This window comes from Chitinibacter fontanus (assembly GCF_013423785.1).
GTDB classification, from domain to species: domain Bacteria; phylum Pseudomonadota; class Gammaproteobacteria; order Burkholderiales; family Chitinibacteraceae; genus Chitinibacter; species Chitinibacter fontanus.
Genome location: NZ_CP058952.1, coordinates 89,103 through 114,430, shown reverse-complemented (window position 1 = coordinate 114,430; position 25,328 = coordinate 89,103). Strand labels below are relative to the sequence as shown.

24 protein-coding genes are annotated in these 25,328 nt (G+C 45.9%); 19 read left to right on the top strand and 5 right to left on the bottom strand.

Annotated features, from left to right (window positions below; translation table 11 throughout):
- Positions 1-105 precede the first annotated feature (105 nt).
- From metE to HZU75_RS00495, 7 genes are all read left to right on the top strand, one after another.
- Positions 106-2,499 carry a 5-methyltetrahydropteroyltriglutamate--homocysteine S-methyltransferase gene (gene metE / locus HZU75_RS00525; protein WP_180307287.1) on the top strand — a complete coding sequence of 798 codons (2,394 nt, stop codon included), beginning with the start codon at positions 106-108 and terminating at the stop codon, positions 2,497-2,499.
- Between the two features lie 62 nt (positions 2,500-2,561).
- The gene (locus HZU75_RS00520) at positions 2,562-3,068 is read left to right on the top strand and encodes a GAF domain-containing protein (RefSeq protein ID WP_180307286.1); all 507 of its coding nucleotides are present in this window, start codon (positions 2,562-2,564) and stop codon (positions 3,066-3,068) included.
- A 129-nt stretch (positions 3,069-3,197) separates the two neighbouring features.
- The gene (locus tag HZU75_RS00515) at positions 3,198-3,761 is read left to right on the top strand and encodes a DUF1415 domain-containing protein (protein ID WP_180307285.1); all 564 of its coding nucleotides are present in this window, start codon (positions 3,198-3,200) and stop codon (positions 3,759-3,761) included.
- Positions 3,758-4,456, top strand: a complete 699-nt coding sequence (locus HZU75_RS00510) for a murein hydrolase activator EnvC family protein (RefSeq protein ID WP_228028133.1) — start codon at positions 3,758-3,760, stop codon at positions 4,454-4,456. The genes HZU75_RS00515 and HZU75_RS00510 overlap by 4 nt, the downstream gene beginning before the upstream one ends.
- Before the next feature lie 89 nt (positions 4,457-4,545).
- Positions 4,546-4,791 carry a hypothetical protein gene (locus tag HZU75_RS00505; protein WP_180307284.1) on the top strand — a complete coding sequence of 82 codons (246 nt, stop codon included), beginning with the start codon at positions 4,546-4,548 and terminating at the stop codon, positions 4,789-4,791.
- Positions 4,792-4,838: 47 nt separating this feature from the next.
- Complete coding sequence (locus tag HZU75_RS00500) at positions 4,839-5,135, top strand: hypothetical protein (protein ID WP_180307283.1); 297 nt, start codon at positions 4,839-4,841, stop codon at positions 5,133-5,135.
- Between the two features lie 35 nt (positions 5,136-5,170).
- On the top strand, positions 5,171-5,653 hold the full coding sequence (locus tag HZU75_RS00495; RefSeq protein WP_180307282.1) for a dihydrofolate reductase: 483 nt from the start codon (positions 5,171-5,173) through the stop codon (positions 5,651-5,653).
- Positions 5,654-5,762: 109 nt separating this feature from the next.
- On the opposite strand, the gene mltA is transcribed toward HZU75_RS00495, so the two are convergent.
- From mltA to trpS, 5 genes are all read right to left on the bottom strand, one after another.
- Positions 5,763-6,941 carry a murein transglycosylase A gene (mltA, locus tag HZU75_RS00490; RefSeq protein ID WP_180307281.1) on the bottom strand — a complete coding sequence of 393 codons (1,179 nt, stop codon included), beginning with the start codon at positions 6,939-6,941 and terminating at the stop codon, positions 5,763-5,765.
- Entirely contained in the window at positions 6,942-7,193 is a 252-nt protein-coding gene (locus tag HZU75_RS00485; protein WP_180307280.1) for a PhaM family polyhydroxyalkanoate granule multifunctional regulatory protein, read from the bottom strand.
- Positions 7,186-9,474 carry an NADP-dependent malic enzyme gene (locus HZU75_RS00480; RefSeq protein WP_180307279.1) on the bottom strand — a complete coding sequence of 763 codons (2,289 nt, stop codon included), beginning with the start codon at positions 9,472-9,474 and terminating at the stop codon, positions 7,186-7,188. Before HZU75_RS00480 ends, HZU75_RS00485 begins: the two co-directional genes overlap by 8 nt.
- Positions 9,475-9,616: 142 nt before the next feature.
- Positions 9,617-10,111 (bottom strand): DinB family protein, encoded by a 495-nt coding sequence (locus tag HZU75_RS00475; protein WP_180307278.1) that lies wholly within the window; start codon positions 10,109-10,111, stop codon positions 9,617-9,619.
- A gap of 46 nt (positions 10,112-10,157) precedes the next feature.
- Entirely contained in the window at positions 10,158-11,171 is a 1,014-nt protein-coding gene (trpS, locus tag HZU75_RS00470) for a tryptophan--tRNA ligase (RefSeq protein ID WP_180307277.1), read from the bottom strand.
- 257 nt (positions 11,172-11,428) lie between these two features.
- Here trpS and HZU75_RS00465 point away from each other — a divergent pair, with 257 nt between their 5' ends.
- From HZU75_RS00465 to HZU75_RS00410, 12 genes are all read left to right on the top strand, one after another.
- A complete protein-coding gene (locus tag HZU75_RS00465) occupies positions 11,429-13,135 on the top strand; it encodes a CheR family methyltransferase (protein ID WP_180307276.1) in 1,707 nt (568 codons plus the stop codon).
- A 2-nt stretch (positions 13,136-13,137) separates the two neighbouring features.
- Positions 13,138-13,884, top strand: a complete 747-nt coding sequence (locus tag HZU75_RS00460; RefSeq protein ID WP_180307275.1) for a methyltransferase domain-containing protein — start codon at positions 13,138-13,140, stop codon at positions 13,882-13,884.
- Complete coding sequence (locus HZU75_RS00455) at positions 13,884-17,363, top strand: glycosyltransferase (protein ID WP_180307274.1); 3,480 nt, start codon at positions 13,884-13,886, stop codon at positions 17,361-17,363. The genes HZU75_RS00460 and HZU75_RS00455 overlap by 1 nt, the downstream gene beginning before the upstream one ends.
- 116 nt (positions 17,364-17,479) lie before the next feature.
- Positions 17,480-18,931: a flagellin N-terminal helical domain-containing protein gene (locus HZU75_RS00450; protein ID WP_308419437.1), complete on the top strand. Its 1,452-nt coding sequence runs from the start codon at positions 17,480-17,482 to the stop codon at positions 18,929-18,931.
- Between the two features lie 83 nt (positions 18,932-19,014).
- Positions 19,015-19,410: a flagellar protein FlaG gene (locus HZU75_RS00445; protein WP_180307273.1), complete on the top strand. Its 396-nt coding sequence runs from the start codon at positions 19,015-19,017 to the stop codon at positions 19,408-19,410.
- Between the two features lie 43 nt (positions 19,411-19,453).
- Positions 19,454-21,457, top strand: a complete 2,004-nt coding sequence (fliD, locus tag HZU75_RS00440; protein WP_180307272.1) for a flagellar filament capping protein FliD — start codon at positions 19,454-19,456, stop codon at positions 21,455-21,457.
- Positions 21,458-21,484: 27 nt separating this feature from the next.
- Entirely contained in the window at positions 21,485-21,931 is a 447-nt protein-coding gene (gene fliS / locus HZU75_RS00435) for a flagellar export chaperone FliS (protein ID WP_180307271.1), read from the top strand.
- Entirely contained in the window at positions 21,918-22,244 is a 327-nt protein-coding gene (gene fliT, locus HZU75_RS00430; protein ID WP_180307270.1) for a flagellar protein FliT, read from the top strand. Before fliS ends, fliT begins: the two co-directional genes overlap by 14 nt.
- Positions 22,245-22,268: 24 nt before the next feature.
- On the top strand, positions 22,269-22,655 hold the full coding sequence (locus HZU75_RS00425; protein ID WP_180307269.1) for a DUF2802 domain-containing protein: 387 nt from the start codon (positions 22,269-22,271) through the stop codon (positions 22,653-22,655).
- A 2-nt stretch (positions 22,656-22,657) separates the two neighbouring features.
- Positions 22,658-23,803, top strand: coding sequence for a flagellar hook-length control protein FliK (gene fliK, locus HZU75_RS00420; RefSeq protein ID WP_180307268.1), 1,146 nt, complete (start codon positions 22,658-22,660; stop codon positions 23,801-23,803).
- Entirely contained in the window at positions 23,790-24,149 is a 360-nt protein-coding gene (locus HZU75_RS00415) for an EscU/YscU/HrcU family type III secretion system export apparatus switch protein (protein ID WP_373279625.1), read from the top strand. The genes fliK and HZU75_RS00415 overlap by 14 nt, the downstream gene beginning before the upstream one ends.
- Positions 24,146-25,291: an MFS transporter gene (locus HZU75_RS00410; protein WP_228028132.1), complete on the top strand. Its 1,146-nt coding sequence runs from the start codon at positions 24,146-24,148 to the stop codon at positions 25,289-25,291. Before HZU75_RS00415 ends, HZU75_RS00410 begins: the two co-directional genes overlap by 4 nt.
- The last annotated feature ends 37 nt before the right edge of the window (positions 25,292-25,328 follow it).

The following is a 25,328-nucleotide window of genomic DNA, read 5'->3' as shown; positions in this document are numbered from 1 at the left end:
TGTGTGAATTAAATAAATTCATGCTTTTCACAAAAATAATGAGCTGTAATCATAAACTGCTGAGGCGTAGTATGCAAATCACTTTCATGGATGAGGTGTTTTGCAATGAGTAAAAATAATGCAGTGGCAGTAAAAGCGCATGTCTTGGGTTTTCCACGCATCGGTGCGCAGCGCGAATTGAAATTTGCCGTCGAGAAATTCTGGCGCGGTGAGATAACTGAGGCTGAGCTGACGCAAGTGGGTCAAACGCTGCGCCGTCAGCATTGGGCTTGGCAGGCGGAGGCTGGTTTAGATTTTGTCACCGTTGGCGACTTTGCTTGGTACGACCAGATTTTGAATACCGCCGCGCTACTAGGCGCGATACCGGCGCGCTTTGGTTTTGATGCCCAGCAGTTAAGCTTGCCGCAATACTTTGAGCTGGCGCGCGGTAATCCAACGCAGTTTGCGATGGAAATGACCAAGTATTTCGACACCAATTATCACTATCTGGTGCCAGAGCTTAGCAGTCAGACCCGTTTTGACGGAGGGGTCGAGTGGCTGTTTGATGAGGTTGCCGATGCCATTTTACACGGCCATGCGGTGAAAGTGGCCTTGCCTGGCCCGCTAACATTTTTGTGGCTGTCAAAATGCAAGCAGGATGGGTATAACAAGCTAGATCTTTTGCCATCTATTGTTGCAGCCTATACCCGTATTTTTAATAAACTGACAGCCTTGGGCGTTGAACAAATTCAAATCGATGAGCCGATTTTGGCTTTGCAATTACCGGCCGAGTGGGTGGCAGCATTTGAGCCCACTTATGGCACTTTGGGTCGGCAGGGCCTGCAAGTGCTGCTAACGACCTATTTCGATTCAGTGCTTGAGCATGCCGGACTGTTGGCCAGCTTGCCCGTTGCAGGCGTTCATATCGATGCGGTGCGTGCACCAGAGCAATTAAGTCAGTTTGCGGCACTGTGGCCAGCCAATAAAGCATTGTCAGTGGGCGTAATCGATGGTCGTAATATCTGGGCGACTGATTTAGTAAAAACGTTGGCGGTGCTAAAGCCAATTCATGCGCAATTGGGATCAGCGTTGTGGATTGCGCCAAGCTGCTCATTACTGCATGTGCCTGTCGATCTGGCGCAGGAAACGCAGCTTGATACCGAGCTGAAGTCATGGTTGGCGTTTGCCAAGCAAAAACTGCAAGAGCTAGGCGCCCTCAAGCGCGGTTTAAATGGTGGTGATATCACCAGCGCATTAACGAGCAATGCCGATGCCCAACATGCTCGCCGCATCTCAAAGCGTATTCATAATCCGTCGGTGGCGGCCCGCTTGGGCGCTTTAACTCATCAAGGCAAGGTTGATCAGCGTGCGGCGCCATTTGTTGCGCGCCAAGCTGCACAACGCCAGCGCTTTAATTTACCGTTGCTGCCAACCACCACCATTGGCTCATTCCCGCAAACCAAAGAAATTCGCGCAGCACGAGCCGCATTTAAAAAAGGTGAGATTTCAGCTGCGCAGTATCAGGCTGCGATGCAGGCCGAAATTGCCTTGGTGGTCAAAAAGCAAGATGAGCTTGGGATTGATGTGCCGGTGCACGGCGAAGCCGAGCGCAATGATATGGTCGAGTATTTTGGTGAGCAGTTAGCAGGTTTTGCGTTTACCCAATTGGGTTGGGTGCAAAGCTATGGCAGCCGCTGCGTGAAGCCACCGATCTTGTTTGGCGATGTATCGCGTCCAAGTCCAATGACTGTAGCTTGGTCGAGCTACGCGCAAAGCCTCACGACTAAACCAATGAAGGGCATGCTGACAGGTCCAGTGACGATCTTGCAATGGTCATTTGTGCGCGATGATCAGCCGCGCTCGGTGACGTGTGATCAGATCGCGCTGGCGATCCGCGATGAGGTGTGCGATTTGGAAAACGCAGGCATTGGCATTATTCAGATCGACGAACCTGCATTCCGTGAAGGTTTGCCACTCAAGCAAAGTGACTGGGCAGATTATCTGAATTGGGCAGGGCGTGCATTCCGCATTTCGGCTTCTGGTGTGGCGAACGATACGCAGATTCATACGCATATGTGTTATTCGGAATTTAACGATATTTTGCCAGCGATCGCCGCGATGGATGCCGATGTGATTACGATTGAAACTAGCCGCTCGGATATGGAGTTACTGGAAGCCTTTGCAGGCAAAACGGTTTCAGAAACTGCGGGCGAAGCTTTCATTTACCCCAATGAAATTGGCCCTGGTGTTTACGACATACACAGCCCGCGCGTGCCACAGGTGAATGAAATGGTGCGCCTGATCGCCAAAGCACTGGAAGTTGTACCTGCAGAACGCTTGTGGATTAACCCAGATTGTGGCTTAAAAACGCGTGCTTGGCCGGAAACCGAAGCTGCTCTGGCCAATATGTTGGCAGCGGCACAATTGGCGCGTGCCGCTTTAGCGGCAGGGCAACGCTTGTCGTTTGGGGGCGCGACTGTGCCTACACCGACGGTGTTGGGCGGATGTACTTGTAACTAAAGCATTGCTGCATGGGAGGTGTTGGCTATAATTGGTCGGTATTCTTTGTCGACAGATCAATCATGCAAGCACCTGCCAAACCCAGCAATGAAGAATTGCGTATTGAAACGCTGCGTCAGTTTTTGATTTTAGATACCCCGCCGGAAGAGCGGTTTGATAATCTCACTCGGGCAGCGGCAGCGTTTTTTCGCGTGCAAATCGCAGTAGTCAGTTTGGTCGATGTTAATCGGCAATGGTTTAAATCAGCCTGTGGGCTCGACGCCAAAGAAACACCACGCGATGTGTCTTTCTGTGGCCATGCCATTTTGCAAGATGATGTGATGGTAGTACCTAACACTTTGCTGGATGAACGATTTATCGATAATCCGCTGGTTACAGGTGAACCCAAAATCAGGTTTTATGCCGGGGCGCCACTAAAAGCACGCAATGGGGTTAATGTGGGCACCTTATGCCTCATCGATCGAGAGGCCAAAAACTTGAGCCCAGCGGATCTTGATATGCTCAAAGACATGGCCAAGGTGGTGGTGCAGGAGTTGGAAAAAACGCCGTCAATTCGCAATAGTCTGTGACTGACTAGCCAGTTTTACCGACCAAACCCACCTTGTGTGGGTTTTTTTATACTGGTTTTATTTACGCCAAACATGCACAAGGCCATGAAGCTCGGTAAAATTGGGCCAATTGCATAATTGGGTAGTGACATGAGCGACGAGAAAATCATCGAACAAACGCAGCATTGGCTAGAGCAGGCTGTTATTGGCCTTAATTTGTGCCCATTTGCGAAATCGGTGTATGTCAAAAACCAGATTCGGTTTGTCGTATCCCATGCAAAACATCTGGATGGTTTTTTGGATGATTTGGATCGAGAACTCGATTATTTGGCCCAAATACCCGCTGAAGAAATCGACACCACCCTGTTGATACACCCGACCTTATTCCCAGATTTTGAAGTCTTTAATGATTTTTTGACTATTGCGGATGAGGTGGTTGCCGAGCATGAGCTGGAGGGGGTTTTGCAAATTGCCAATTTTCACCCCGATTTTCAGTTTGCCGATACACAAGTAGGCGATATCAGTAATTACACAAATCGCTCGCCCTATCCAACTTTGCATTTAATTCGTGAGGATAGTATCGCCAAAGCAGTTGCTGCATTTCCAAATCCGGAAGCCATTTTCGAGCGCAATATAGCAACATTGCAAAAGCTAGGCTTGGCAGGTTGGATTGCTCTAGGCTTGCAAGAGTCAAATGCGGGGAAAATAGCTTGATTCCGTCCACATTAGGCTGGTTTAAGCGTTGTGTAGTACTGTGCCTGCTTGCCGTATTGAGTGCCTGCGGGACAACCTCGGGTGGTGGCGCTGGGGGCGAAGTGCCAGCCGGATTTTATCGGGTTAAAGCTGGCGATACGCTGTATCGGATTGCAAAAAATCATAATCAGACCGTGGCCAGCCTTAAAAGCTGGAACAAGTTGGCGAGTAATGATATCGAGGTTGGGCAGTTATTGCGGGTTATGCCTGTAAGTACGGCAACGGGTAAACCTGCAAGCGGCCCAACACCATCGACGCCGGTAAATACGGCCACGCCACAGCCACGTAGCAGTATTGCGCTCATTTGGCCACATAGTGGCCCGATACTTGGCAAATATGCGCCGCCACGTAATAAAGGGATTGATATCTCAGGTAAAGAGGGTGATCCGGTGCTGGCGGCGGCTGATGGCAAAGTAGTTTATGCCGGGGATGGAATTCGCGCGTATGGTCACATGGTGATTGTGCGTCATAGCGGCGATTATTTGACTACCTATGCGCATAATCAGCAATTGCTGGTTGCCGAGGGTGCCCAAGTCAAGCAAGGGCAAGCGATCGCCAAAATGGGAAAAACGGGAACTGATACGGTGAAATTGCACTTTGAGGTACGCTACAAAGGGCAACCGGTTAATCCGATTGGTCCGCTGCCGGATCGCTAGGGTATTGGCTGCTAGTCTGCATTTATAAAACCCCATGAGGTTATACGTTGCGGGGTATCATAGCTTGTGTCCGTTGTAGGGGGTTAAGTATGGCTGATGCACCGCAATACTGGTTTTATGCAAAACGCTACGGTTGGGGCTGGGGTTTACCCAGTTGTTGGCAGGGCTGGCTGGTACTGGCCACTTATGTGGTGTCGTTGTTACTGACTTCACTACTAGTCTCGTCTGCGGTTCATCCATGGTTGTTTTATGGCGCAGTTGGCGCCTGTTCCGCGATTTTCCTCGCGGTGTGTTGGTATCGGGGTGAGCCGCTGCGCGGGCGATGGGGGAAGTAATTTTAGCCGTGCCAGATCGGATGATTTGGCCATGATGGGAAGATTGGATGTTAAGTATCAAACAGCTGGCTTTTTGCCACACCGTTACCTTCTGGATTAGTTTATTTCTGGGTATGTCACTGGCGTATATGTGGCTCAATACGCCACTAGGTACGAGCAGACCTGGAATGTATCTGCTCGTTTGGCTGTATTTTGCCGCCTTAATCGCCTTGATGATTGCCAGCGCAGCTTTGGCCAAGGCATTGCAAAAAACCGTGTGGCTTTGGAGTCTGCTGCCGCTGGTTTTGGCGCCATTGGGCTGTTTGCCCAGCTATTTAGTGCTGTCACGCGCTGCTCGCGCCTGATCGAGCCTTGGGTGGCTTGTTCATTTGGAGATGTTATGGAGCTTGCTATTATTTCTGCCGTTGCTAGCAATGGCGTGATTGGTATTGAAAATCGCCTGCCGTGGCGGCTGCCTGAGGATTTACAATATTTTAAGCGGCTGACAATGGGTAGCCCAATGCTGATGGGGCGTAAAACATTTGAGTCTTTGCCCGGATTACTGCCCGGTCGCCGTCATTTGGTGGTGAGCCGCAATGCCAACTGGCAAGCCAGCGGCGCCGAAGTATTTCCAAGTATTGAGGACGCTATTGCTGCGTGCCAAGGCCTGGATAAATTGTTTGTAATTGGCGGGGGAGAAATCTACCGTCAGGCATTTGCCTTTGCTGATACGCTCTACCTTACCGAAGTAAATCTTGCCCCTGAAGGTGATGCATTTTTCCCTGAGTTTGACCGCACACTGTGGCAAGAAACGCAGCGTGAGGCGCATCGCTCAGACAAAGGAATTGAATACGCTTTTGTAACTTATCAGAGAAAATCTTAAGCGTATGTCATGCTAGGCATTGCTATGATTTGCTTATAAGCAAATACATGATTACGCAAATAAAAAGCCGTCGATTGACGGCTTTTTATTTGTGCAATTATGGCTGCGTCTAGTTTGGAAGTGGCATACCTTTTGGCCACAGCAGCCACAATCGGCCATCTTGCTTCATTTTTCCTGCCAGCTCACCTGCCGCGTCGCCTGTACCCCAGAAAAAATCTGCTCGTACCGAGCCACGAATTGCGCCGCCGGTATCTTGCGCAGCCACCATACGATGAATGCCGCCCGCATTATCGGGGCGTGTGGTGGCAATAAATGCCAAGCTGCCCAATGGGATGGTATTGGGGTCGACTGCAATACTATAACCCGCGCTCAGTGGTACGCCTAAACTGCCAATTGGCCCATCTTCACTGGTCGGTAACGTGCGGAAGAACACATAGCTAGGGTTGCTGTTGAGCAACTCATCAATTCGGGCCGGATTGGCTTTGGCCCAAGCGATAATAGACTGCATCGATACATCGCTGGCATCCATCAAGCCTTGTTCAACCAGCCAGCGACCTACCGGTTTGTAAGGGCGGCCATTTTGATCTGCGTAGCCTAGTCGCAACTGCTGACCATTCGTGAGCTGTACGCGGCCAGAACCTTGGATTTGTAAAAATTGCACATGCACTGGGTCGGTCAGCCAGGCCAGCACTGGCGCATCAATGCCTTTGGCGACGATTTGTGCGCGATCAGGGTAGGGGACGAGTTTGTTGCCGACGATCCGCCCGCGCAGTCGCTTGCCTTTGAGCTCAGGATAAACTTCGTCCAAGGCCACGGTGATCATGTCTTTTGGTGGGGCATAAACGGGCTGATTGGCGGTGGTGGTGCGCGTTAAGCTGCCGGGGTAAACAGGCTCGTAATAGCCAGTAATCAATCCAAGCTCATTACCATCGGGATTAATTAATTGATAAGGGCTTAGTTTGGTTTCGATAAAGCGGCGAATAGCGGCTGTATTATTAGCAACCGATTTTGCTTCAGCACAAATTGTGGCCCAGGCTGCGCGAGGCTTAGCGCAACCTTTGAGCCAGCTCGCCCAGCCTTGTGTTAGCTGATCGGCTTGCCAGGCTGGCAATTCATGCCATGTTCTTTCTTGGTAGCGAAGGGGTATGACCTCAGAAGCCTTATTTGATTTAGGCTTGGCAGGTGTACTGAGTTGGGTATTGCTTTTAAAGGGTTGTGTGCTCGTACATGCTGATAAAAAAACGGCCAGAACACTGGCCGTTAGGGTAAGCGTGTTGCGAAATTTCATTTACGGGTTTTCCGATGATTTTGGCTCTAAGCCTTGCTTGAATGCGGCCAAACCGGCTTTTTGCATTTCCAGAGTTTTAATTGTCATCTGCAGCATGCCCACTTGCAGGCTAAGCCATTGCTCGACGGTGCGACATTCGACAATTTTGCGGTCGATTTCTTCTTCAGACAAGGGCGGTAGAAAAGGGTTGCTACCTGGCTTCATCATTTGGCTAAAAAAAGCGAAGGGGTCGGCGGGGTTAAATTCACTCATGCGCTTCTCCTGATTGTTGGGTGGCCGCTTCAACTGCTGCTAGTGCCGCCATATTAATGATACGCCGCACCGACGCCGTTGGTGTCAGAATATGCGCCGGTTTGGCCAAACCCAGCAAGATAGGCCCGATGGTGACACCGTCTACCGAAGTCGTTTTCAGCAAATTAAATGAGATATTGGCGGCATCTAGATTAGGCATCATCAGGATATTGGCTTCACCTTTGAGGCGCGAATGCGGGAAAACCTGCTGGCGAATGGTGCTGGAAAGCGCTGCATCGCCATGCATTTCGCCATCGATTTCCAGCTCGGGCGCGCGCTGGGTGACCAATTCAAGCGTTTCTTGCATTTTTCGGGCTGACGGTGTGTCATAGCTGCCAAAGCTCGAATGGCTAAGTAGCGCGACTTTGGGGACGATGCCAAATTTGCGCACCGCATCGGCCGCCATCAGTGTCATATCAGCTAATTGCTCGGCAGTTGGATCTTGGTTGACGTAGGTGTCGCAAATAAACATATTGCCGGTTTGCAGCAGCAAGATATTCATTGCTGCAGTCACCGTCGTGCCAGCTTTTTGCCCCAACACATTCATTAGATGGTGATGGTGGTGGTGATATAGCCCGTAAGTGCCGCAAATCATCGCATCGGCTTCACCGCGCTTGACCATCAGCGCGCCAATCAATGTGGTTTTGCGCCGCACTTCAGCCTTGGCGAGGTTTTCTGATACGCCTTTGCGCATCATGATGCTGTAGTAGAGCTGCCAGTATTCGCGATAGCGCGGATCGTTTTCCGGGTTGCAAACCTCAAAATCGATGCCGGGGCGGATGCGTAGCCCTAGTTTATCGATACGAGCTTGCAGCACTGCGGGGCGGCCGACCAGGATTGGCTGACACAACTGCATATCGAGTATTTCCTGCACTGCATGCAATACACGCTCGTCTTCACCCTCGCAGAACACTACGCGCTTTTGCGCTTTCTTGGCAGCAGCAAACACTGGGCGCATGAATAGATTGGTTTTATAGACGAACTGCGTTAGCTCATCGATATAAGCTGCAAAGTCTTCAATCGGCCGCGTTGCCACGCCGCTGTCCATCGCCGCTTTAGCCACCGCGGGCGCAATTTTGATGATCAGGCGCGGATCGAACGGCTTTGGAATCAGGTATTCGGGGCCAAATGAGAGCTCTTGCCCACCATAGGCATCAGCGACCACATCCGATTGCTCGGCATGGGCCAACTCGGCAATCGCGTTGACGGCTGCGTGCTTCATTGCCTCATTAATCGTCGTTGCACCTACATCGAGTGCGCCACGGAACATAAACGGGAAGCACAGCACATTGTTGACTTGATTGGGATAATCCGAGCGTCCGGTACAAATAATTGCGTCAGCGCGTGCTGCTTGTGCTTCGGGCGGGGTGATTTCGGGGTTGGGATTGGCCAATGCTAACACCAATGGATTAGGAGCCATGCTTTTGAGCATTTCGCCCGTCACCAAGCCTTGACCAGAAAGCCCGAGGAAAATATCGGCGCCAACCAAGGCCTGGCTCAAGGTGCGCAACTCGGTATCACGCGCATAGCGCTGCTTGGTTTCATCCAGCGGCCCACGCTCAGTGTGGATGACACCTTTGGAGTCGCAAACAATAATATGCTCACGCTGTACGCCCAACGACACCAGTAAATCCAGACACGCAATCGCTGCTGCTCCCGCACCAGAGGCGACTAGCTTAACCTGATTGAGCTGTTTGCCGATCAGGCTAAGCGCATTTTTTACTGCCGCGCCAACAATAATCGCGGTGCCGTGCTGATCATCATGAAACACCGGAATTTTCATCCGTTCACGCAGTTTGCGCTCAACATAAAAACACTCGGGCGCTTTGATGTCTTCGAGATTAATGCCGCCAAAGGTCGGCTCGAGCGCCGCGATGATTTCAATCAGTCTATCGGGGTCTTTTTGCTCGATTTCGATGTCAAATACATCAATGCCGGCAAACTTTTTAAATAAAACACCTTTGCCTTCCATGACTGGTTTGCTGGCCAGTGGGCCAATATCCCCAAGGCCAAGCACGGCAGTGCCGTTGGAGATGACTGCGACTAAATTACCGCGTGAAGTGAGATTGCGAGCCTCAGAGGGGTCAGCAACGATGGCATCACAGGCGGCCGCGACGCCTGGCGAATAGGCTAGGGCCAGATCACGCTGGCTGGCTAGTCCCTTGGTCGGGACGACTTGGATTTTGCCAGGTTTGGGAAAACGATGATATTCCAGTGCTTTTTTGCGTAATTCTTCGTCCATGCTGCACCTGCGCCCCTGATTGATGATGTTTCATTCTAGACGCAGAAAGTCGCTTGAGTATTGCCGAAAGGCTTTATATCGCAGCGCAGCAATTTTATGTTGCAAAATAGCGAAAGCAGCATCGTATGGTGTTGCTGTGCCCTTAGTTTAATTCGCGATTGCGATGCAAAAATCCAGTCAAAATATCGGGCGAGATTTTTGCATTGCTGTCGTAAATAACACGTCCAATTTGACCGCGGTGATAGCTGCCGTGCGTGATTAAATGCATCAGTATTTCCGCTGCGGTCATACTGCCGTGTTTGCCATCGGTAAAGACAAACTCAATCCTTTGCTCAAAAAAAGTCGCAGGCTGAGTGCTGACCAAGCTAATCAATTGCTGATCGGTTTGCATCGTGCGTGATTGCAACTCCAGCAAATCTGGTGTTTCTGGAGTATTGGTTGCCGTAAAACTGTGCGTTTTACCCGTAAGATGGGCAATAAATATCTGATCCACGATATTGAGGTGGTTCATCAAGCGCGTTGCCAAGCGCCAACTCTTGGCATGATCAGGCTGTTGATGCGTGATCAATTGAGTGAGCAGGTCTTGGTTAGCCCAGGCTTTGTGTTCAAACAAGGTGCGAAAGAGTGTGGCAGGCATGGTTGAATCCTCGGTCATCGGTGGTGTGCTAGCCATGGCTAAGTGCTTAGAAGTAGTACATCCCCATAGCGGTTTTCACTTTATGCAAAGTCAGCACCGCAGTTTGGCGCGCTTTTGCTGAGCCACACAGCAGCATTGATAGTACTTCATCGGGTTGCTTGGCAAACTCGGCACGGCGCTCACGAATCGGCCCGATCAATGCTTGTAAAACATCATTGAGGCGAGCTTTGATCACACTATCACCAAGGCCACCGTGTTGGTATTGTGCTTTCAGCTCGGCAACTTTGATGCTGTCGCTATCGAAAGCATCCAAAAAGCTAAACACCGCATTGCCTTCCACCTGCCCCGGCGTGCCGATCGTGATGTGATTGGCATCGGTGTACATTTTATTCACGGCGGCGGTGATCTCATCACTGCTGGCCGAAAGGGAGATGTGATTGCCCGCAGCGCGGCTCATTTTACCTTTGCCATCAATCCCGGGGAGGCGCGTGGTGTCGGACAACAGGGCTTCGCACTCGTTTAGAATGTTTTCCCCAACCATGCGGTTAAAGCGGCGAACGATTTCATTGGTTTGCTCAATCATCGGTAGTTGATCAGCGCCCACGGGAATCAAAGTGCCACGCAGGGCGGTAATGTCGGCTGCTTGGCTCACCGGGTAAGTTAAAAAGCCCGCGGCGACGTCGCGATCCTGCCCTTTGTGGCGCAATTCAGTCTTGACAGTGGGATTACGTTCCAAACGCGCAACACTGACTAGATTCATCATGTAAAACGATAGCTCTGCCAGCTCTGGCACCATAGACTGAATCAAAATAGTGGATTTTTTCGGGTCGATGCCGACAGCAAGGTAGTCGAGAGCTACATCGATTACTGCTTGGCGCACCTTGCGGTAATCACCTTGGTGATCAGATAAGGCTTGGGTATCGGCGAGTAGGATAAATGGGCTGTGCTCTTGTTGCAGTTGTAAACGAGTTTGCAGCGAGCCAGCAAAATGACCAAGATGCAAAGGCCCAGTCGTGCGATCACCGGTAACGACAACAGTTTGAGTTGGATGGTGAGACATGGTGTAGCTCCTAAGTTTCGATTTTGGAGCCGCCGGATGGGGGAGGGAGATAAAAAAACCTGTCACCGTATCCGGCGGCAGGTTTTGTCAGAACGAACAAACCCAGTGCCGCCTAAGGACGCCACTTATAATAGGTTGCTGACAGGGTTAATTTATTCATTTGAATATGATTGCATTTGTTTGAGCTTTCTGTCAATAGCTGTTGAATTTTTTATTGAATTGACAACGGTGGTTTTTTTCTGATTTTTGGAGTTTTGATGCCTAATTCAATTATGTATTTGCATGAGGGATTTGAAAATCCCGGAGATTGTTTTAGTTATGCAGGGGTAAGGAATTATTTAAACAGACTTGGCGTGGTTTATGAGCAAAGTGTCAATTTAAAAACAACGCGTGATATTCCTAGCTTTTTAAGTGTTTCTGGTCCGGAGATTGTTGTTCTGGCAGGGGCTCCGTGGATTTGGGATGGGTGTGTTTTAAGCGAAAAATACAAGGCTGCTTTCGCCGTATTATCAATGGCACGAGAATCGAAAAAGGTGGCTTTTGGTGTTGGTAGTTGCTTTTTGTCTAACCAAGTAGATTTTGCTATTGGTGATTTTGTCAAAAAGAATGGAAGAGAGCTCTATATATTTTGGAGTCAGTTTGATCTTATTATTGTTCGCGATATATTGATGTGGAAGATTTTAGACTTGATAGGTGTAGAGTCGCATCTTGCACCTTGCCCATCTATTGTAGTGAGTGATTGGTATGGAACGATTAAGTGCGAAAATAGTAGGATGCTACTTCTTAGTGAAAGGCTAGATTTGAATTTCATGCATGATTATCTAAGTGATAAAGATTTTGATTTTTATAGAAAAAGAGTCGAGTTTGAAAAGGCTAACGGAGCAAAGGAAATTGGTTGGGTGCAAGGAGATAGATTGGGAGCATCAAAACGATCACTTTTAACAATTTGCAATGAGATTAATGCTGCTGCGTGCGATAGGTTCTTCACTGCGCGTGTGCATGCTGCATTGGTCAGTCATGGTATGGGGTTAAGAGGGGAGTTAATGGTGGTAGATAGTCGCGCACTGTCTGCTCATCTCTGTGGCATTGAGCTTGTTGGTGTGCAGGCTGAAGTATTGCTGGATGGTGTGTCGGGTATTGCTGGTGCAACTAGTATAGTCGAAGATTGTGAAAAATTGATTTTTGATAAAATACTGAATGAATGTAACGAAAAAGGCGGAATTATAAATTATCTTCGAGAAGATTGTGTGCCTATTTGTGATGTAAAAAATACAACGAGGTTTTTTAGAAATAGATTGCAGCATCAAGTGGCGCTAAAAAATTTTAAAGGGCGGAAGGTGTTGGTTGTTGGAGCTTCAAGAGGTTGTGAAGCTTATGCATTTGTTATTGAGTCTTTGATAAAAAATGAGTGTAATTTTGAAGTTCTAGCAATAGACATTGACGAAGTAAATATTGATCTAGCAAAGCATGGTGTGTATGGCTCAGAAGATTTTATAGACTTTGATGGTGAGTCGCTATTCGCAAGTGATGTTTTACCATATTTTACTAAGTGCGATGATGGGTTGTATGAGGTTTGTACGGAAGTTAGGCGAAGGGTTGAATTCAAATGTAGAGATTTATTTTTTCTCGATGGTGAGTTTGATTTGATTATTTGTAACAATGTGCTGATTCATTTTTCTGATGCTATGGCAACTAAAGCGCTGAGAAAACTATTCGGGTTGCTCACAAAAAATGGTGTGCTACTGGTTGGGGGATGTTCTTTAGATGTACTGAGCAAGTATACCAAGTCTGAAAAAAATATTGTTTCTGTTGCAGATAGTGTTGAAGAAATTTGGGATTCCTGGAAAGGTGATCGGCAGAGTTGGGAAACTGATCGTAGTCAATATGTTGCAATGCCACCTGTTGATAAAAGCATTGCAGATTGGGAAAGAGTATATTCAACAATTTTTTATAAGGCGAATTGAATATGGGTTGGAATAAAGAGAATTTGGGGCCTGAAACAAGAAAGGCTTTTGCAAGGAGAAAGCATGAGGGGTTTTTTGAAAAATTTTTTGGATCAATTGTGCTGGATGTAGGTTATAGAGGTTACGAGGAAATTGATGTTGTGCCTGTTTTGCCAGATGCAATTGGGATTGATCTAAATTACCCAGGATATGATGGCAAAGTTCTCCCATTTTTAGATGAAAGTGTTGATACCGTATACACGTCACATACCCTGGAGCATATAGATGATCCGATTGCTGCAATTAGAGACTGGTTCCGTGTCTTGAAGGTTGGTGGTTACTTAGTCATAACGGTACCTCATCAGTTTTTGTATGAAAAGAAACAGGAATTACCTTCAAGGTGGAATTTAGATCACAAAAGATTTTATACCCCGAGAAGCTTGATTGGCGAGGTGGAGTCTGCGCTATTAGTCAATTCTTATAGGATTGTTCATTTGGTCGAAGATGATGAATTTTATGATTACACAATTCCACCTGAGTTGCATGCTGGTGGCGCCTATCAAATTGAAATGGTAATAAAAAAGATAGACCAACCTTCATGGGGCTTGGTTGCAAATGGGGATGGCAGGGTTGGGCGTGAAGAGGTTGCCACTGCTTTTAAAGAGATAGTGCAAGAGTTGGCTGGTGTATCTATTTTGATCGGAGATGCAGGTTCTAAAGTTGATCAATTAAAAATGGAGTTAAGTGATTTTGTTGATGGGGTGGACTAATGAACGTGGTTGTTTTTAAACATTCTGGGAATTTGGGTGATGTGATTTATGCATTGCCTTCAATTAAAAAGTTCTGTGAGTTAAATAATGTTGTGGCAGGATTGCTGCTTGTTGTTGATGCGCCAATGTGGCTCCCTGACCATTTAACCCACCCATCTGGCAATGTCATGATTACCGATGAAGGGGCTAAATTGCTAAAGCCACTGCTTTTGGCTCAAGAATATATAAAAAATGTTACTTTTCACAAATATAACTCAGATGCGCCTCACTTGTTTGATGTGGATCTTGATCGTTTTCGAGTGATAGATAAATTAAATCTAGCAATGGGTTCTATTGCGAGATACTACCAACCTATTTTAGGGTTTGCTCCTGACCTAGAGTTTCCATGGTTGTCGGTTGAACCTAAGGTTCATAGTGATATTGTAGTTGCAAGGTCAAGTCGCTATAGGAATCCAAATATCAATTATAAATTTCTTAGTGGGAAAAGCGTGGCTTTTTTAGGGGTGCCAGATGAGTTTGATGATTTTATAAAATCGGTACCTGATGCAAAGTATATGAGATTTGATGATTTTTATGAGCTGGCATGCTATGTGGCGGGTGCATCATTATTTATTGGGAATCAGACATTTATATATTCAATTGCCGAGGCTCTTAAAATTAATAGAATTTTAGAGCCATGTCTTTATGCTGGTAATGTGATTCCATCTGGTGGTAATAACTTTGAGGCATTTACACAAGGAAGCTTTGAAGAAGCTGTAGAATCAAATTTTGGCGTAAGAGTTAATGCTGTATCAAATATTAAAATTCGAGATTCTATCGCAGCTTATCAGGAATGGCTTGCTGGTTTTAAAGTCTATAAATCACATGGACGACTTATTGATCAATTTCTCTCTAGTCAAAAGCCTTTCAAATCTTTTGTGGTTTTTGTTTTTGAGTATGGTCGTGGTAGAGCTGCAGTAGAGGCGACTATTTATTCCCTCAAATCCCAACTTCTAGAGCCTGACGATATATATGTTTTCTCAGAGGAATATATTGGATTACCTGGTGTTAAGGAGGTTAATTCTCAATCTATTATTGCTGGAATTAGTTCGGCTGTTCGATCTCTTTCTGATGCATGCTGGATTTATTTTGCCTCTGCAGGTGATACGTTTGAATCTTACGCACTTCTCCAGTTCAAAATAAAACAGTTTGAGAATAAGGGAGCTGCATTAATTTATTCAGATGAAGATGTGCAGCTAAGTACTGGTTCGTTCTATCCAGCATTGTTTCCGGAATTTAATATTGATTGGATGAGAAGTAGGCCTTATCTGGTTGAAAGTTTTGCAATTAAGAAAGAGGTGTTAGTTGCATGCTTTCCAGATGAATTATTTGGATGTTTCTTCTCTTTAGATTTGATCTTTAGGGTTTTTGAGGTGTATGGCTCAGCCAATATACATAGGATACCTCTTGTTTTGAGGCATGCTCTAGACCCCTTTAGAGTTAAAATCAATGTGGAGTCAAATAATAGAGAAGTTTTGGCTGCGATAATCGAGAGACATTTGTCACGTAGTGGCATTCGCGCGAAGTTAGTTCGTCAGCAAAGCAGTTATCGATTACTCTACGATAGAGATTTTTCGCCGATCGTCTCGATAATAATACCAACAAAAGACCAATTGGAGTATCTGTCTAGATGTGTTGACTCTCTCATATCTCTTACAAATTATAAAAGGTATGAAATTATTATTGTTGATAATGGTAGTGTTACTGTTGAGTGCAAAAAATATCTAAGTGGCTTGTGCTCATTAGGTGTAGGCTTTATTAAGGTAATAAACCATCCTGGGGAGTTTAATTTTTCCAAGATGAATAATCTTGCTGCTACGCAAGCATCTGGAGATTATTTGCTGCTACTCAATAATGATACAGAAATAATCGATCCTGATTGGCTTGATGCTATGTTAAATCATGCGTGCCGCAATGAAGTGGGAATTGTTGGGGCAAAATTGCTTTTTCCTGATGGTACGCTGCAGCATGCTGGTGTTTTTTTAGGGCTTCGAGGGGTTGCAGATCATCCTTATATAGGCATGCAGCCTGCTTCTAGCTTGATGGAGAGAGACTGTATTGATCAAGTACTGTCTGCAGTCACTGCTGCGTGTATGATGATACGAAAAGAGATTTATCTTGAGGTTGGTGGTTTTGATGAAGAATCATTAAAAGTGTCATTCAATGATGTCGATTTATGTTTAAAGATTAAAAAGCTAGGTTATTTAATCGTTTGGACGCCTTTTGCTCAGCTAATTCACGTGGGGAGTGTAAGTCAAAATTCAATTGAATCAGAGAAGAGCGCAGAGAAATTAATACGCTATCGCTCAGAACAATCTGTGATGTATTCACGTTGGTTGCCTCTATTGGCTGACGATCCAGCATTTAATCCCGGCCTTTCTAGGGATGGAAATGGGGTCGAGCTTGAAGATAATAAATTACTCCATTGGCGGCCTGTGGGTAATAGAAAAAGGCCTTTTGTATTAGCCCATCCCTCTGATTTTTTTGGTTGTGGTAATTATAGGGTAATTAAGCCTTTGGAGGCTATGGAGTCCAGTCTGATGGTTGAGGCTGCCATTTCTAGCGAATTTTTTAATCCGATAGATTTGCAGCGCGTGTGCCCTGATATTATTGTAATGCAACGAAGGACCGATTCTAATGATATTCAAAGGGTACTTGAATATAAAAAGTATAGCCGATCTTTCAAAGTGTTGGATTTAGATGACTACGTGATCAATTTACCGTTGAAAAGTCATCACAGAGAAGTTATGCCGAAGGATGTTTTGAAATCGGTTAGGACTATTTTATCAAATGTGGATAGATTCATTGTTTCAACTGAAGAGTTGGCTAATTTTTGTTCAAATTGGCATAATGATATCCGTATTGTCCGTAATTTACTACCTGTCACTTGGTGGGCAACGTTGGATAGTTCAATTAATGAAAATAAAAAAATTCGCATAGGTTGGGCTGGTGGGGTTGGTCACACTGGTGATTTGGAGTTGATTAAAGATGTTATTAAACATTATAGTCAAAAAGTTGAGTGGGTTTTCTTAGGCTTTTGTCCGGCTAGTTTGGCCCCTTTTGTCTCCGAATACCATCCGGGCGTCAGTATTGAAACGTATCCGGCAAAACTAGCAAGCCTTAGATTGGATATCGCAATTGCTCCTCTGGAGGAGAATGCCTTTAATAGTTGTAAAAGTAATTTAAAACTTCTTGAATATGGTGCGTGCGGTTTTGCTGTGGTGTGCAGTGATTTCGGTCCTTATAAGGATAAAAATTTCCCTGTTTTGAGGGTTAAAAATAAATACAAAGATTGGTGTGATGCGCTAAACACTTTGATCGAGGATGCTGATGCAAGACGCAAGTTGGGAGGCGCTCTGAAGGCGTATGTTGCCGATCACTATATGTTAGGTGGCGATGAGCTCCGCAGGTGGGTGTCTGCTTGGACAGAGGGCGCTTGATGTCGAAAAGTTGTTTGTAAATTAATCCTAAAGTTCTGCTTCCTTCTGACGATAAATCAAGTGTGGACGCGGCGGTGCGTCCGATTTTGAATCACATCTTCTAGGAGATTAATATCATGCAAGTTATTAACACAAACGTGCCGTCGCTAAATTCTCAGCGAAATCTAGCTCAAACGGGCTCCGCTTTGTCTACGTCCTTGACTAGACTGTCATCGGGTTTACGTATCAATAGTGCGAAAGATGATGCTGCTGGTTTGGCGATCTCTGAGCGTATGACTAGCCAAATTCGCGGCTTAGATCAAGCTCGTAGAAATGCAAATGATGGCATTTCTGTTTCCCAAACTGCTGAGGGTGCACTCCAGTCTTCAGGCGATATTCTGCAACGTATTCGTGAATTGGCTGTGCAGTCAGTCAATGGATCAAATAGTGGCTCTGATCGTCAGGCACTAAATTCTGAGGTGTCTAATCTAGTTAGTGAGCTTGATCGGATCGCAAATACAGCAGAGTTTAACGGTCTTAAATTACTTAATGGATCATTTGGCTCGCAATCTTTCCAAGTAGGAGCAAATGCTAACCAAGTGATTAGTGTCGGGACTGCTGATGTTCGTACAAATAAATACGGATTAGCGACTTCATCCTCATCTGGGGTGGCCGCTGGTGCTTCAGCTGCTTTTGGTACTGGAACACTGACTGTTGGTGGCCTTACAAGTAAAGATGTTACGATTGCAACTGGAGACTCTGCGAAAACAATTGCGGATAAAATTAACGCAGTCCAGGGTGAAACTGGCGTCGCGGCCTCTGCCCAATCATTAGCGAAGCTGGATTTTACTGCCGCTTCTTCCGGCAGTATTCAGATCAAAGCAGATAATGCTACTGCTGTAGGCGTATCGTTTACCGTTAGTAATGTAGATACCGCTGAAGGACTGTCTCAGGCGGTTGCTGAAATTAATAAAGTTAGCTCGCAAACGGGAGTGACTGCTAAAACAAGTACGGACGGTACTTACATTGAATTAACCAATGCTTCTGGTTCTGATATTGAGATAACAAATAAAGATGCTTCTGGTACGAATATTCAAGTAACGGCACAGCGTATCAAGGAGGATGGAACCAGGGAAGATGTTGGAGCCGCTGATAGTCCGGCTGTTTCGGCGAAATCTGTAGTTAAAGGTAATGTAACGTTAGATTCGGCAAATGGGTTTACTACATCTGCGGTAACTGGTCTCTTTGGTGCTGCGTCTGCTGATCAAACTAATAAAGTGAATAAGCTGGATGTCTCAACAGCTGATAAGGCTACCTTGGCTATTCGCATAGTTGATTCAGCCTTGCAAAACATTAATAGTGCACGTGCCAACTACGGTGCAATCCAGTCCCGTTTTGAAACTACAATTAAGAACTTGCAGACAACTTCGGAAAATCTATCGGCTTCGCGTAGTCGGATTCGAGATACAGACTTTGCGAGTGAAACAGCAAACTTGACTCGGGCTCAGGTTCTGCAGCAGGCTGGTACAGCGATGTTGGCCCAGGCTAATGCATTGCCTAACCAGGTGCTAAGTTTGCTACGTGGCTAATCAGGCCTCTGAGTATGCCGTAAATTAGTTTGCATGCCCCGAGGTGAGAATCTCGGGGCATCTGTGCATAGAGGAGTAGAATCATGCAAATCAACTCAGTTTCTGGAACTGGCCAGGCTCAGCCCATTTTGAGGGATGAACCTCGGCAGATGCCGAGTCAATCTACTGCAGCTAGGGCGGTGGGTGATAGTTTGCCGCCGATTGTCGAGGTTCCAAAAGAAGCTGTTCAGGCTGTTGATGCCAAGGCACAGGCTGAGCAAATTAATGATGCGGTTAAAAAAATTAACCAAACGATTGGCTCGATGAACAAAAATGTGGGTTTAGAATTTTCAACAGATGAAGATACTAAATTGCGTCTTGTTAAAGTAATTGATGTTGCTTCAAAAGAAGTATTGCGCCAAATTCCTACCGAAGAAGTGATTAATATTGCTAAAGCAATTGATAAGCTTCAAGGCTTATTGGTGCGGGATAAAGCCTAAGTGCTGTTTTTGTGTAGTTAAGACGTTATTGAAGGGGTAAATCATGGCGATTACGACTGGTGGCATGAGTGGGATTGATATTAATGGCCTAGTCTCGCAGTTGATGTCGATTGAACGGCAGCCCCTGCAAAAAATGACGGTCAAAGAGGTTGGACTGCAAGCAAAGATTAGTGCTTATGGCACTATTAAAAGTGGGCTTACCAGCTTTCAATCTGCCTTAGCAAAGCTCAATAATGTTGCAACTTATACTGGCTCAACTTCAGCAACATCTTCAGACGATTCTGCGGTTAAAATTAGTGCTTCTGCAGGCGCGCAGGCTAGTAAATACAACATTGAAGTAACGCAGCTTGCGACATCCCAAAAACTTGCAAGTAGAACTTATACAAAGGCCAGTGATGTAATTGGTGAGGGCGTGTTAACTATTGATTTTGGGTCGTATGGCTCAGGTTTTACGCCTAATACCGCGAGAACATCAATTTCGGTCACGATTGATAGCACCAATAACACTTTAGAAGGTGTTAGAGATGCGATTAATAAGGCCAATGGTGGTGTAAGTGCAAGTATTGTTAATGACGGTACTGGTTATCGTTTGGCCTTATCATCATCTCAATCGGGTAGTGCAAATAATATGCGCATTACGGTTGCAGAGGCTGGTATTTCGGCAAGCAATACTGATCTAAATGGTTTATCAGCACTAGCGTATAATCCTGCTGCAACTCCTGCCGCAATTACAAATATGACACAGAATCAAGCTGCAAAAGATTCAATCTTTAAGCTTGATGGCATAACGATCACTAAGCCTACAAATGTTGTTACTGATGCAATTGATGGCCTGACATTTACTCTTGCAAAGGAAACAACGACGCAAGTTCAATTGAGTGTCAATAAAAATTCGGCCTCGATTACAGCACCGCTGAAAGAAATGGTTAAATCATACAATGATCTCATCAAAACAATGAGGGATTTGACCAAAGCCGACACTTCCAAAGCTGCTCCAGGTGAATCCAATAACGCACAAGTATTAAATGGTGAATATGTTCCACGCATGATCGAAACTGAGCTTCGTGACATGATGAATCAAGTGCTCGATTATACTGGCGGTGATATAAAGCGATTAAGCCAAGTTGGTATTTCGGTTGATCGAAATGGTGTAATGACGCTCGATGAGACCAAATTGAATAAGGGAATGGCTGATGATCCTGATGGCGTTACTAGCCTGTTTGCATCAAATGCTCGTAGTACTGATCGGCAGATCAAAATTGAGACACTCGGGAAAAATACATTAGCAGGTAACTACGATTTAAATGTTACAGCCTTGGCGTCACAAGGCACTTTTGTAGGTAGCACAGCTGCAACGTTTACGAGCGGTGTGTTTCCGATTAATTCTACAAATAAATCAATCTCTTTGACTGTAGATGGCAAAGCAATATCAATTGATCTAGCTGAAGGAAGTTATACTAGCACACAATTAGCTGCTGAAATACAAACGCGAGTGAATTCAAATTCAACTTTGAAAACAGCTGGTTCTACTGTGGCTGTAAGTATTGATGCTTCAAATAAAATATCAATTACCTCAAATAAATATGGTGCTAGTTCAAGTGTGATGGTTTCTTCTGCTGCAGCTGAATTTGGATTGCAAGGCGGGACAAACTCATCAGGTGTCGATGCTGCGGGTAGTCTGAATGGTATTGCTTTAAAGAGTGATGGCCAAAAACTATACAATGATGATGGTTTCAAATTATCCGTTTTAGGTGGAACAATTGGCGATCGTGGCGGTATCGCAGTATCGCAAGGTTTTGCTTCTCAGCTGGATAAAGCCGTGGCAAAAATAATTGATGGTAAAGGTGCAATTGGCACTAAATTAGAAACGTTGAATAAAACGGTAAAAGATATCCAACAACAAAGAACCGCTTTTGAACGTAGGATGACTGCAACAGAAGCTCGTTATCGGGCTCAATATGTCGCATTAGATACTATGCTGACGCAGATGCAGCAGACTAGTAGCTCCTTATCCCAACAGTTGGCCACGTTGCCGAAATTTTCTTAAAAATTAAACTATAATGGGGGTGGCTCAATGAGTGCCCAAGTTCGCCGTGCAATGGCTGCGTATAGCAGCCAAAGTCTAGATGCCGACGTTAATACGGCATCACCTCATCGTCTTATTGTTCTGCTTTATGATGGTGCTATCAAAGCAGTTACTATCGCTAAACTTCATATGCAAAATATGAATATTGGTGAGAAAGGTGCTGCAATTTCAAAAGCAATATCAATCATTGAGGAAGGGCTGCGGCTATCTTTGGATCGTGAGTCGGGTGGTGAGCTAGCTCAAAATCTCGATGCTTTGTATGAGTACATTGCCTATTTGCTATTAGAAGCTAATATCCAGAATGATATTGAAAAGTTAGATACGGCATTGAGTCTTTTAAAAGATTTGAAAGAATCTTGGGATTCTATTGCGTTGGAGGTGCAGCAAAATCATCAGGCTGGACAAGAGCAGATGGTGCAGTATGGAAGCATTTGATTTTGAAAGTCTTTGCTTGCAGTATTCAGATTTGCTAAAAACTTTGCAGCATGTTTCCTTGCTGGCTAAACAGTCCCTATGGGACGAATTGCATGAACAACTGCCAAACGTAATCAATTGCATGGCAGCCTTGCCTGAGCAAGTTCAGTTATTAAATAAGGAACAAGAGCAAAAGTATAGTATGCTGGTAACTGAAACTATTAATGAAATTAATGCTCTGCAGCCTGTATTGAGTGATTGGCATGAAGAGTTAGCCAAATTATTGCAGGGTAGTGCAAATGAAACCAAATTGTTTAATGCGTATCGTGCATGACAAAATTGAGTTATTGATCTGTATATGATTACAATCGATTATTTGACTGCCGCAATGTTTTTATTAACTGTTCTAGCCGTATATGCTTGTGAAGCGCTTATTTTCTGGTTGAAATTGCGAAAAATGCGCCCAGCTCAAAGTGAAACCTATGCAGATAAATTGGTGGAGCATGAATTTAAAATTGAACAATTGATGATGAAAATACAATCGCTGCAGTGTGAATTTGAATCGCAAGTCACTCAAATACCCGTAGAAGAAGTCACTGCGGTGTCAGAAGAGCAAAATTATGCTCTCGCAATCAAACTGGCTCAGCAGGGGGCTGATGTAACACAATTGATGGCCGCGTGTAGCTTGTCTCGAGCGGAAGCTGATTTGATTGTTGCAATCTACCGTGGTGTCTATAAGGGGTAATTATGTTACCCGGGAATACTTCCACAACGCTCATTGGCAATTTTGTCCGTGCACAGCAGGGCTTGATCGATTCCGTACGAGTATCTCCAGATGATGTAAGACTCACTGTCGGCGAAAAAGTACAGGCGGTTGTGACCAATCAGCTTAATAATGGGCGTTTCCTAGTTTTAATCAAAGATCAGTTGCTTGATCTGAATCTACCGCGCAATACCCAACCAGGGCAGCAGTTTGAACTGACCGTTCTGAGTAAAAATCCGCAATTAACCTTCCAACTCAACACTGCGCCAAATCAGCCTGCAACAACAGCTTTGAACCAAGATGCGCGAGTCGGTTTAAGCAAAGGCGCGGTAATGATCGGTGAGCTGTTGCAAAATAGTGATCCGGCAGAGGTAGAGTCACTCAAGCAATCGCTACCCCTATTTACCGGTAAGCCTGAACCAGTACAATTAGCGTCGCAATTGGCAAATCGTCTAGGTCAAAGCGGCTTATTTTATGAGTCGCATCAAGCGCAATGGGTGGCCGGTGAGCGCACCTTGCCAGCACTGCAAATGGAATCAAAAGCCTTTGTGACGCCAGAGTCTTTGCTAACAATGTCACCAAGCAACCTTGCCTCACAGTCAGAGCAACAAGCAAGCAGCTCGATTGGAAAGATAGAAGTCAATGCGCATCTTTTAAGCGAGGAGCAAGCCACTACTTCAAACAAAGCTGAATTTACAGACTCTAAATTCGCGCTCAATGGTCATGCTGCGGCAAAAATGCCCTCCATTGATGAAGCGCATTTACAGCAAATTGTACGTCAGCAGTTGGATTTGATTGAAAATAAGCCCCTGATTTGGCAGGGGCAGGCGTGGCCGAATCAAGATTTACTTTGGCAGATTCAGCACAATGAAGAGCGATCGCACTCAGAGGCTGAAGTGGAGCTAGTACCTCAGTGGCAAACTAGCTTACAGCTCTCGCTACCGAGGCTAGGGGAACTGGGAGTTATTGCCCAGCTAAAACCAGATGGCTTTCATCTGCGCTTTCAGGCTTTAAATGAATCAACGCTCAACTTATTGAAGGCGCAGCAGCCTGCATTATTGGCACGATTTGAAGCCGCTGGCCTTAAATTGTCTTCGGCCTTGGTACATCGAGGCGATGATGAGCGATAAAACCGCGAAAAGATCTCAGGCCATTGCCCTTGCATATCGTGAAGGTAGCGCAGCTCCACGTGTGGTTGCGAAAGGTAAAGGCATGCTGGCCGAAAAAATTATTGAGAAAGCTAGGGAAGCGGGCATTTTTGTGCATGACTCACCAGAAATGGTGGCTTTACTGATGCAAGTTGATTTGGATAGTCAGATTCCTCCTCAACTGTATCGAGCTGTGGCAGAATTGTTGGCCTTTATTTATATGCTGGAGCGCGGTGAAGATATTGCCGCTCCGGATTTTAGTTATTTGTCCGAAACTACTCAGGAAAACTCAGTGGTGTCGGATACTCACCATTCGGATCTTTTGTGAGCCCTCACTCTACGCAAACTGCTGTTTCTTCAATTCGACGCACCCAACTTGCTATTGCCACTCTTTTTCTAGTTTTGGGCTTTAATTTTGGTACTTGGGCTTCACGAATCCCCGCCCTGAAAGTACAGCTGGGGCTAAGTACCGCAGAGGTCGGCTTTTTATTATTGGCTAGTGGGCTGGGTGCGGTTTTTTCATTTCCAATCACAGCCAGTGTATTGCACAAATTTGGGTCCAAAATGGCGTGCATGATTGCTGGTGGCTTGTTGCCACTGGTGTTGATTGGATTAGCATTAGCTCCTAATTATCCTACCGCGTTGCTGGTGATGGTGTTCGAGGGCGTACTGGCCAGCCTGCTTAATGTCGGCATGAATGCACAGGGAGTCAAGGCTGAAACGGTTGGAAAACAGGCCATTATGTCCCGTTTGCACGCAGTGTTTAGTCTGGGTGGATTGGCTGCGGCTCTTTTTGCATCCGCGATGACATTTATTTCCGATGTGGTTTTATGGCATTTTTTAAGCGCAGCGATCATTTTGTGGTTCGCGGTTGCAATTTCGATTGGACATCTCTTGTTAGACAAGCAAGAGCAAGGCAACGGAAAGAGGTTTGCTTTGCCGACTGGTATTGCGCTCTGGTTGGGGCTGATGGCATTGTGCGGCACAATTGTTGAAGGCTCAATGTCCGACTGGTCTGCCCTCTATTTGAAAGATGTAGTTGGCGCCAGCCTGCAGTGGGTGCCACTAGGGATTGCTTTCTTTTCTGTAACAATGTTTATTGCCCGCTGGTTTGGCGATGGTTGGCGCACTCGGTTTGGCGCACCGAAGATGCTACTGTGGGGAGGCGTTATATCTGGAGTAGGCCTTTTTACAGCATTGCTCATTGGCGGGCTTATTCCGGCATTGCTCGGTTTTGCTTTGGTAGGTTTGGGCATGGCTGCCGTGTCACCATGTGTATACGCAGCCGCAGCTAAACATGGTGCGGTGGCGCTGGCGGCTGTGACAACTATGGGCTCAATTGGAGCGTTAATGGGGCCGCCGATGATCGGCTTTGTGGCTCACGAGACGAATTTGAGCTGGGGGATGGGTCTAGTCGCATTGGCTGCGGTATTGATTGCAGTGCTCACCCCCAAAATAAATTGGGAATAATTTGCAGGGTATATTTTGTAAGCTCAGTTGTTCTCTG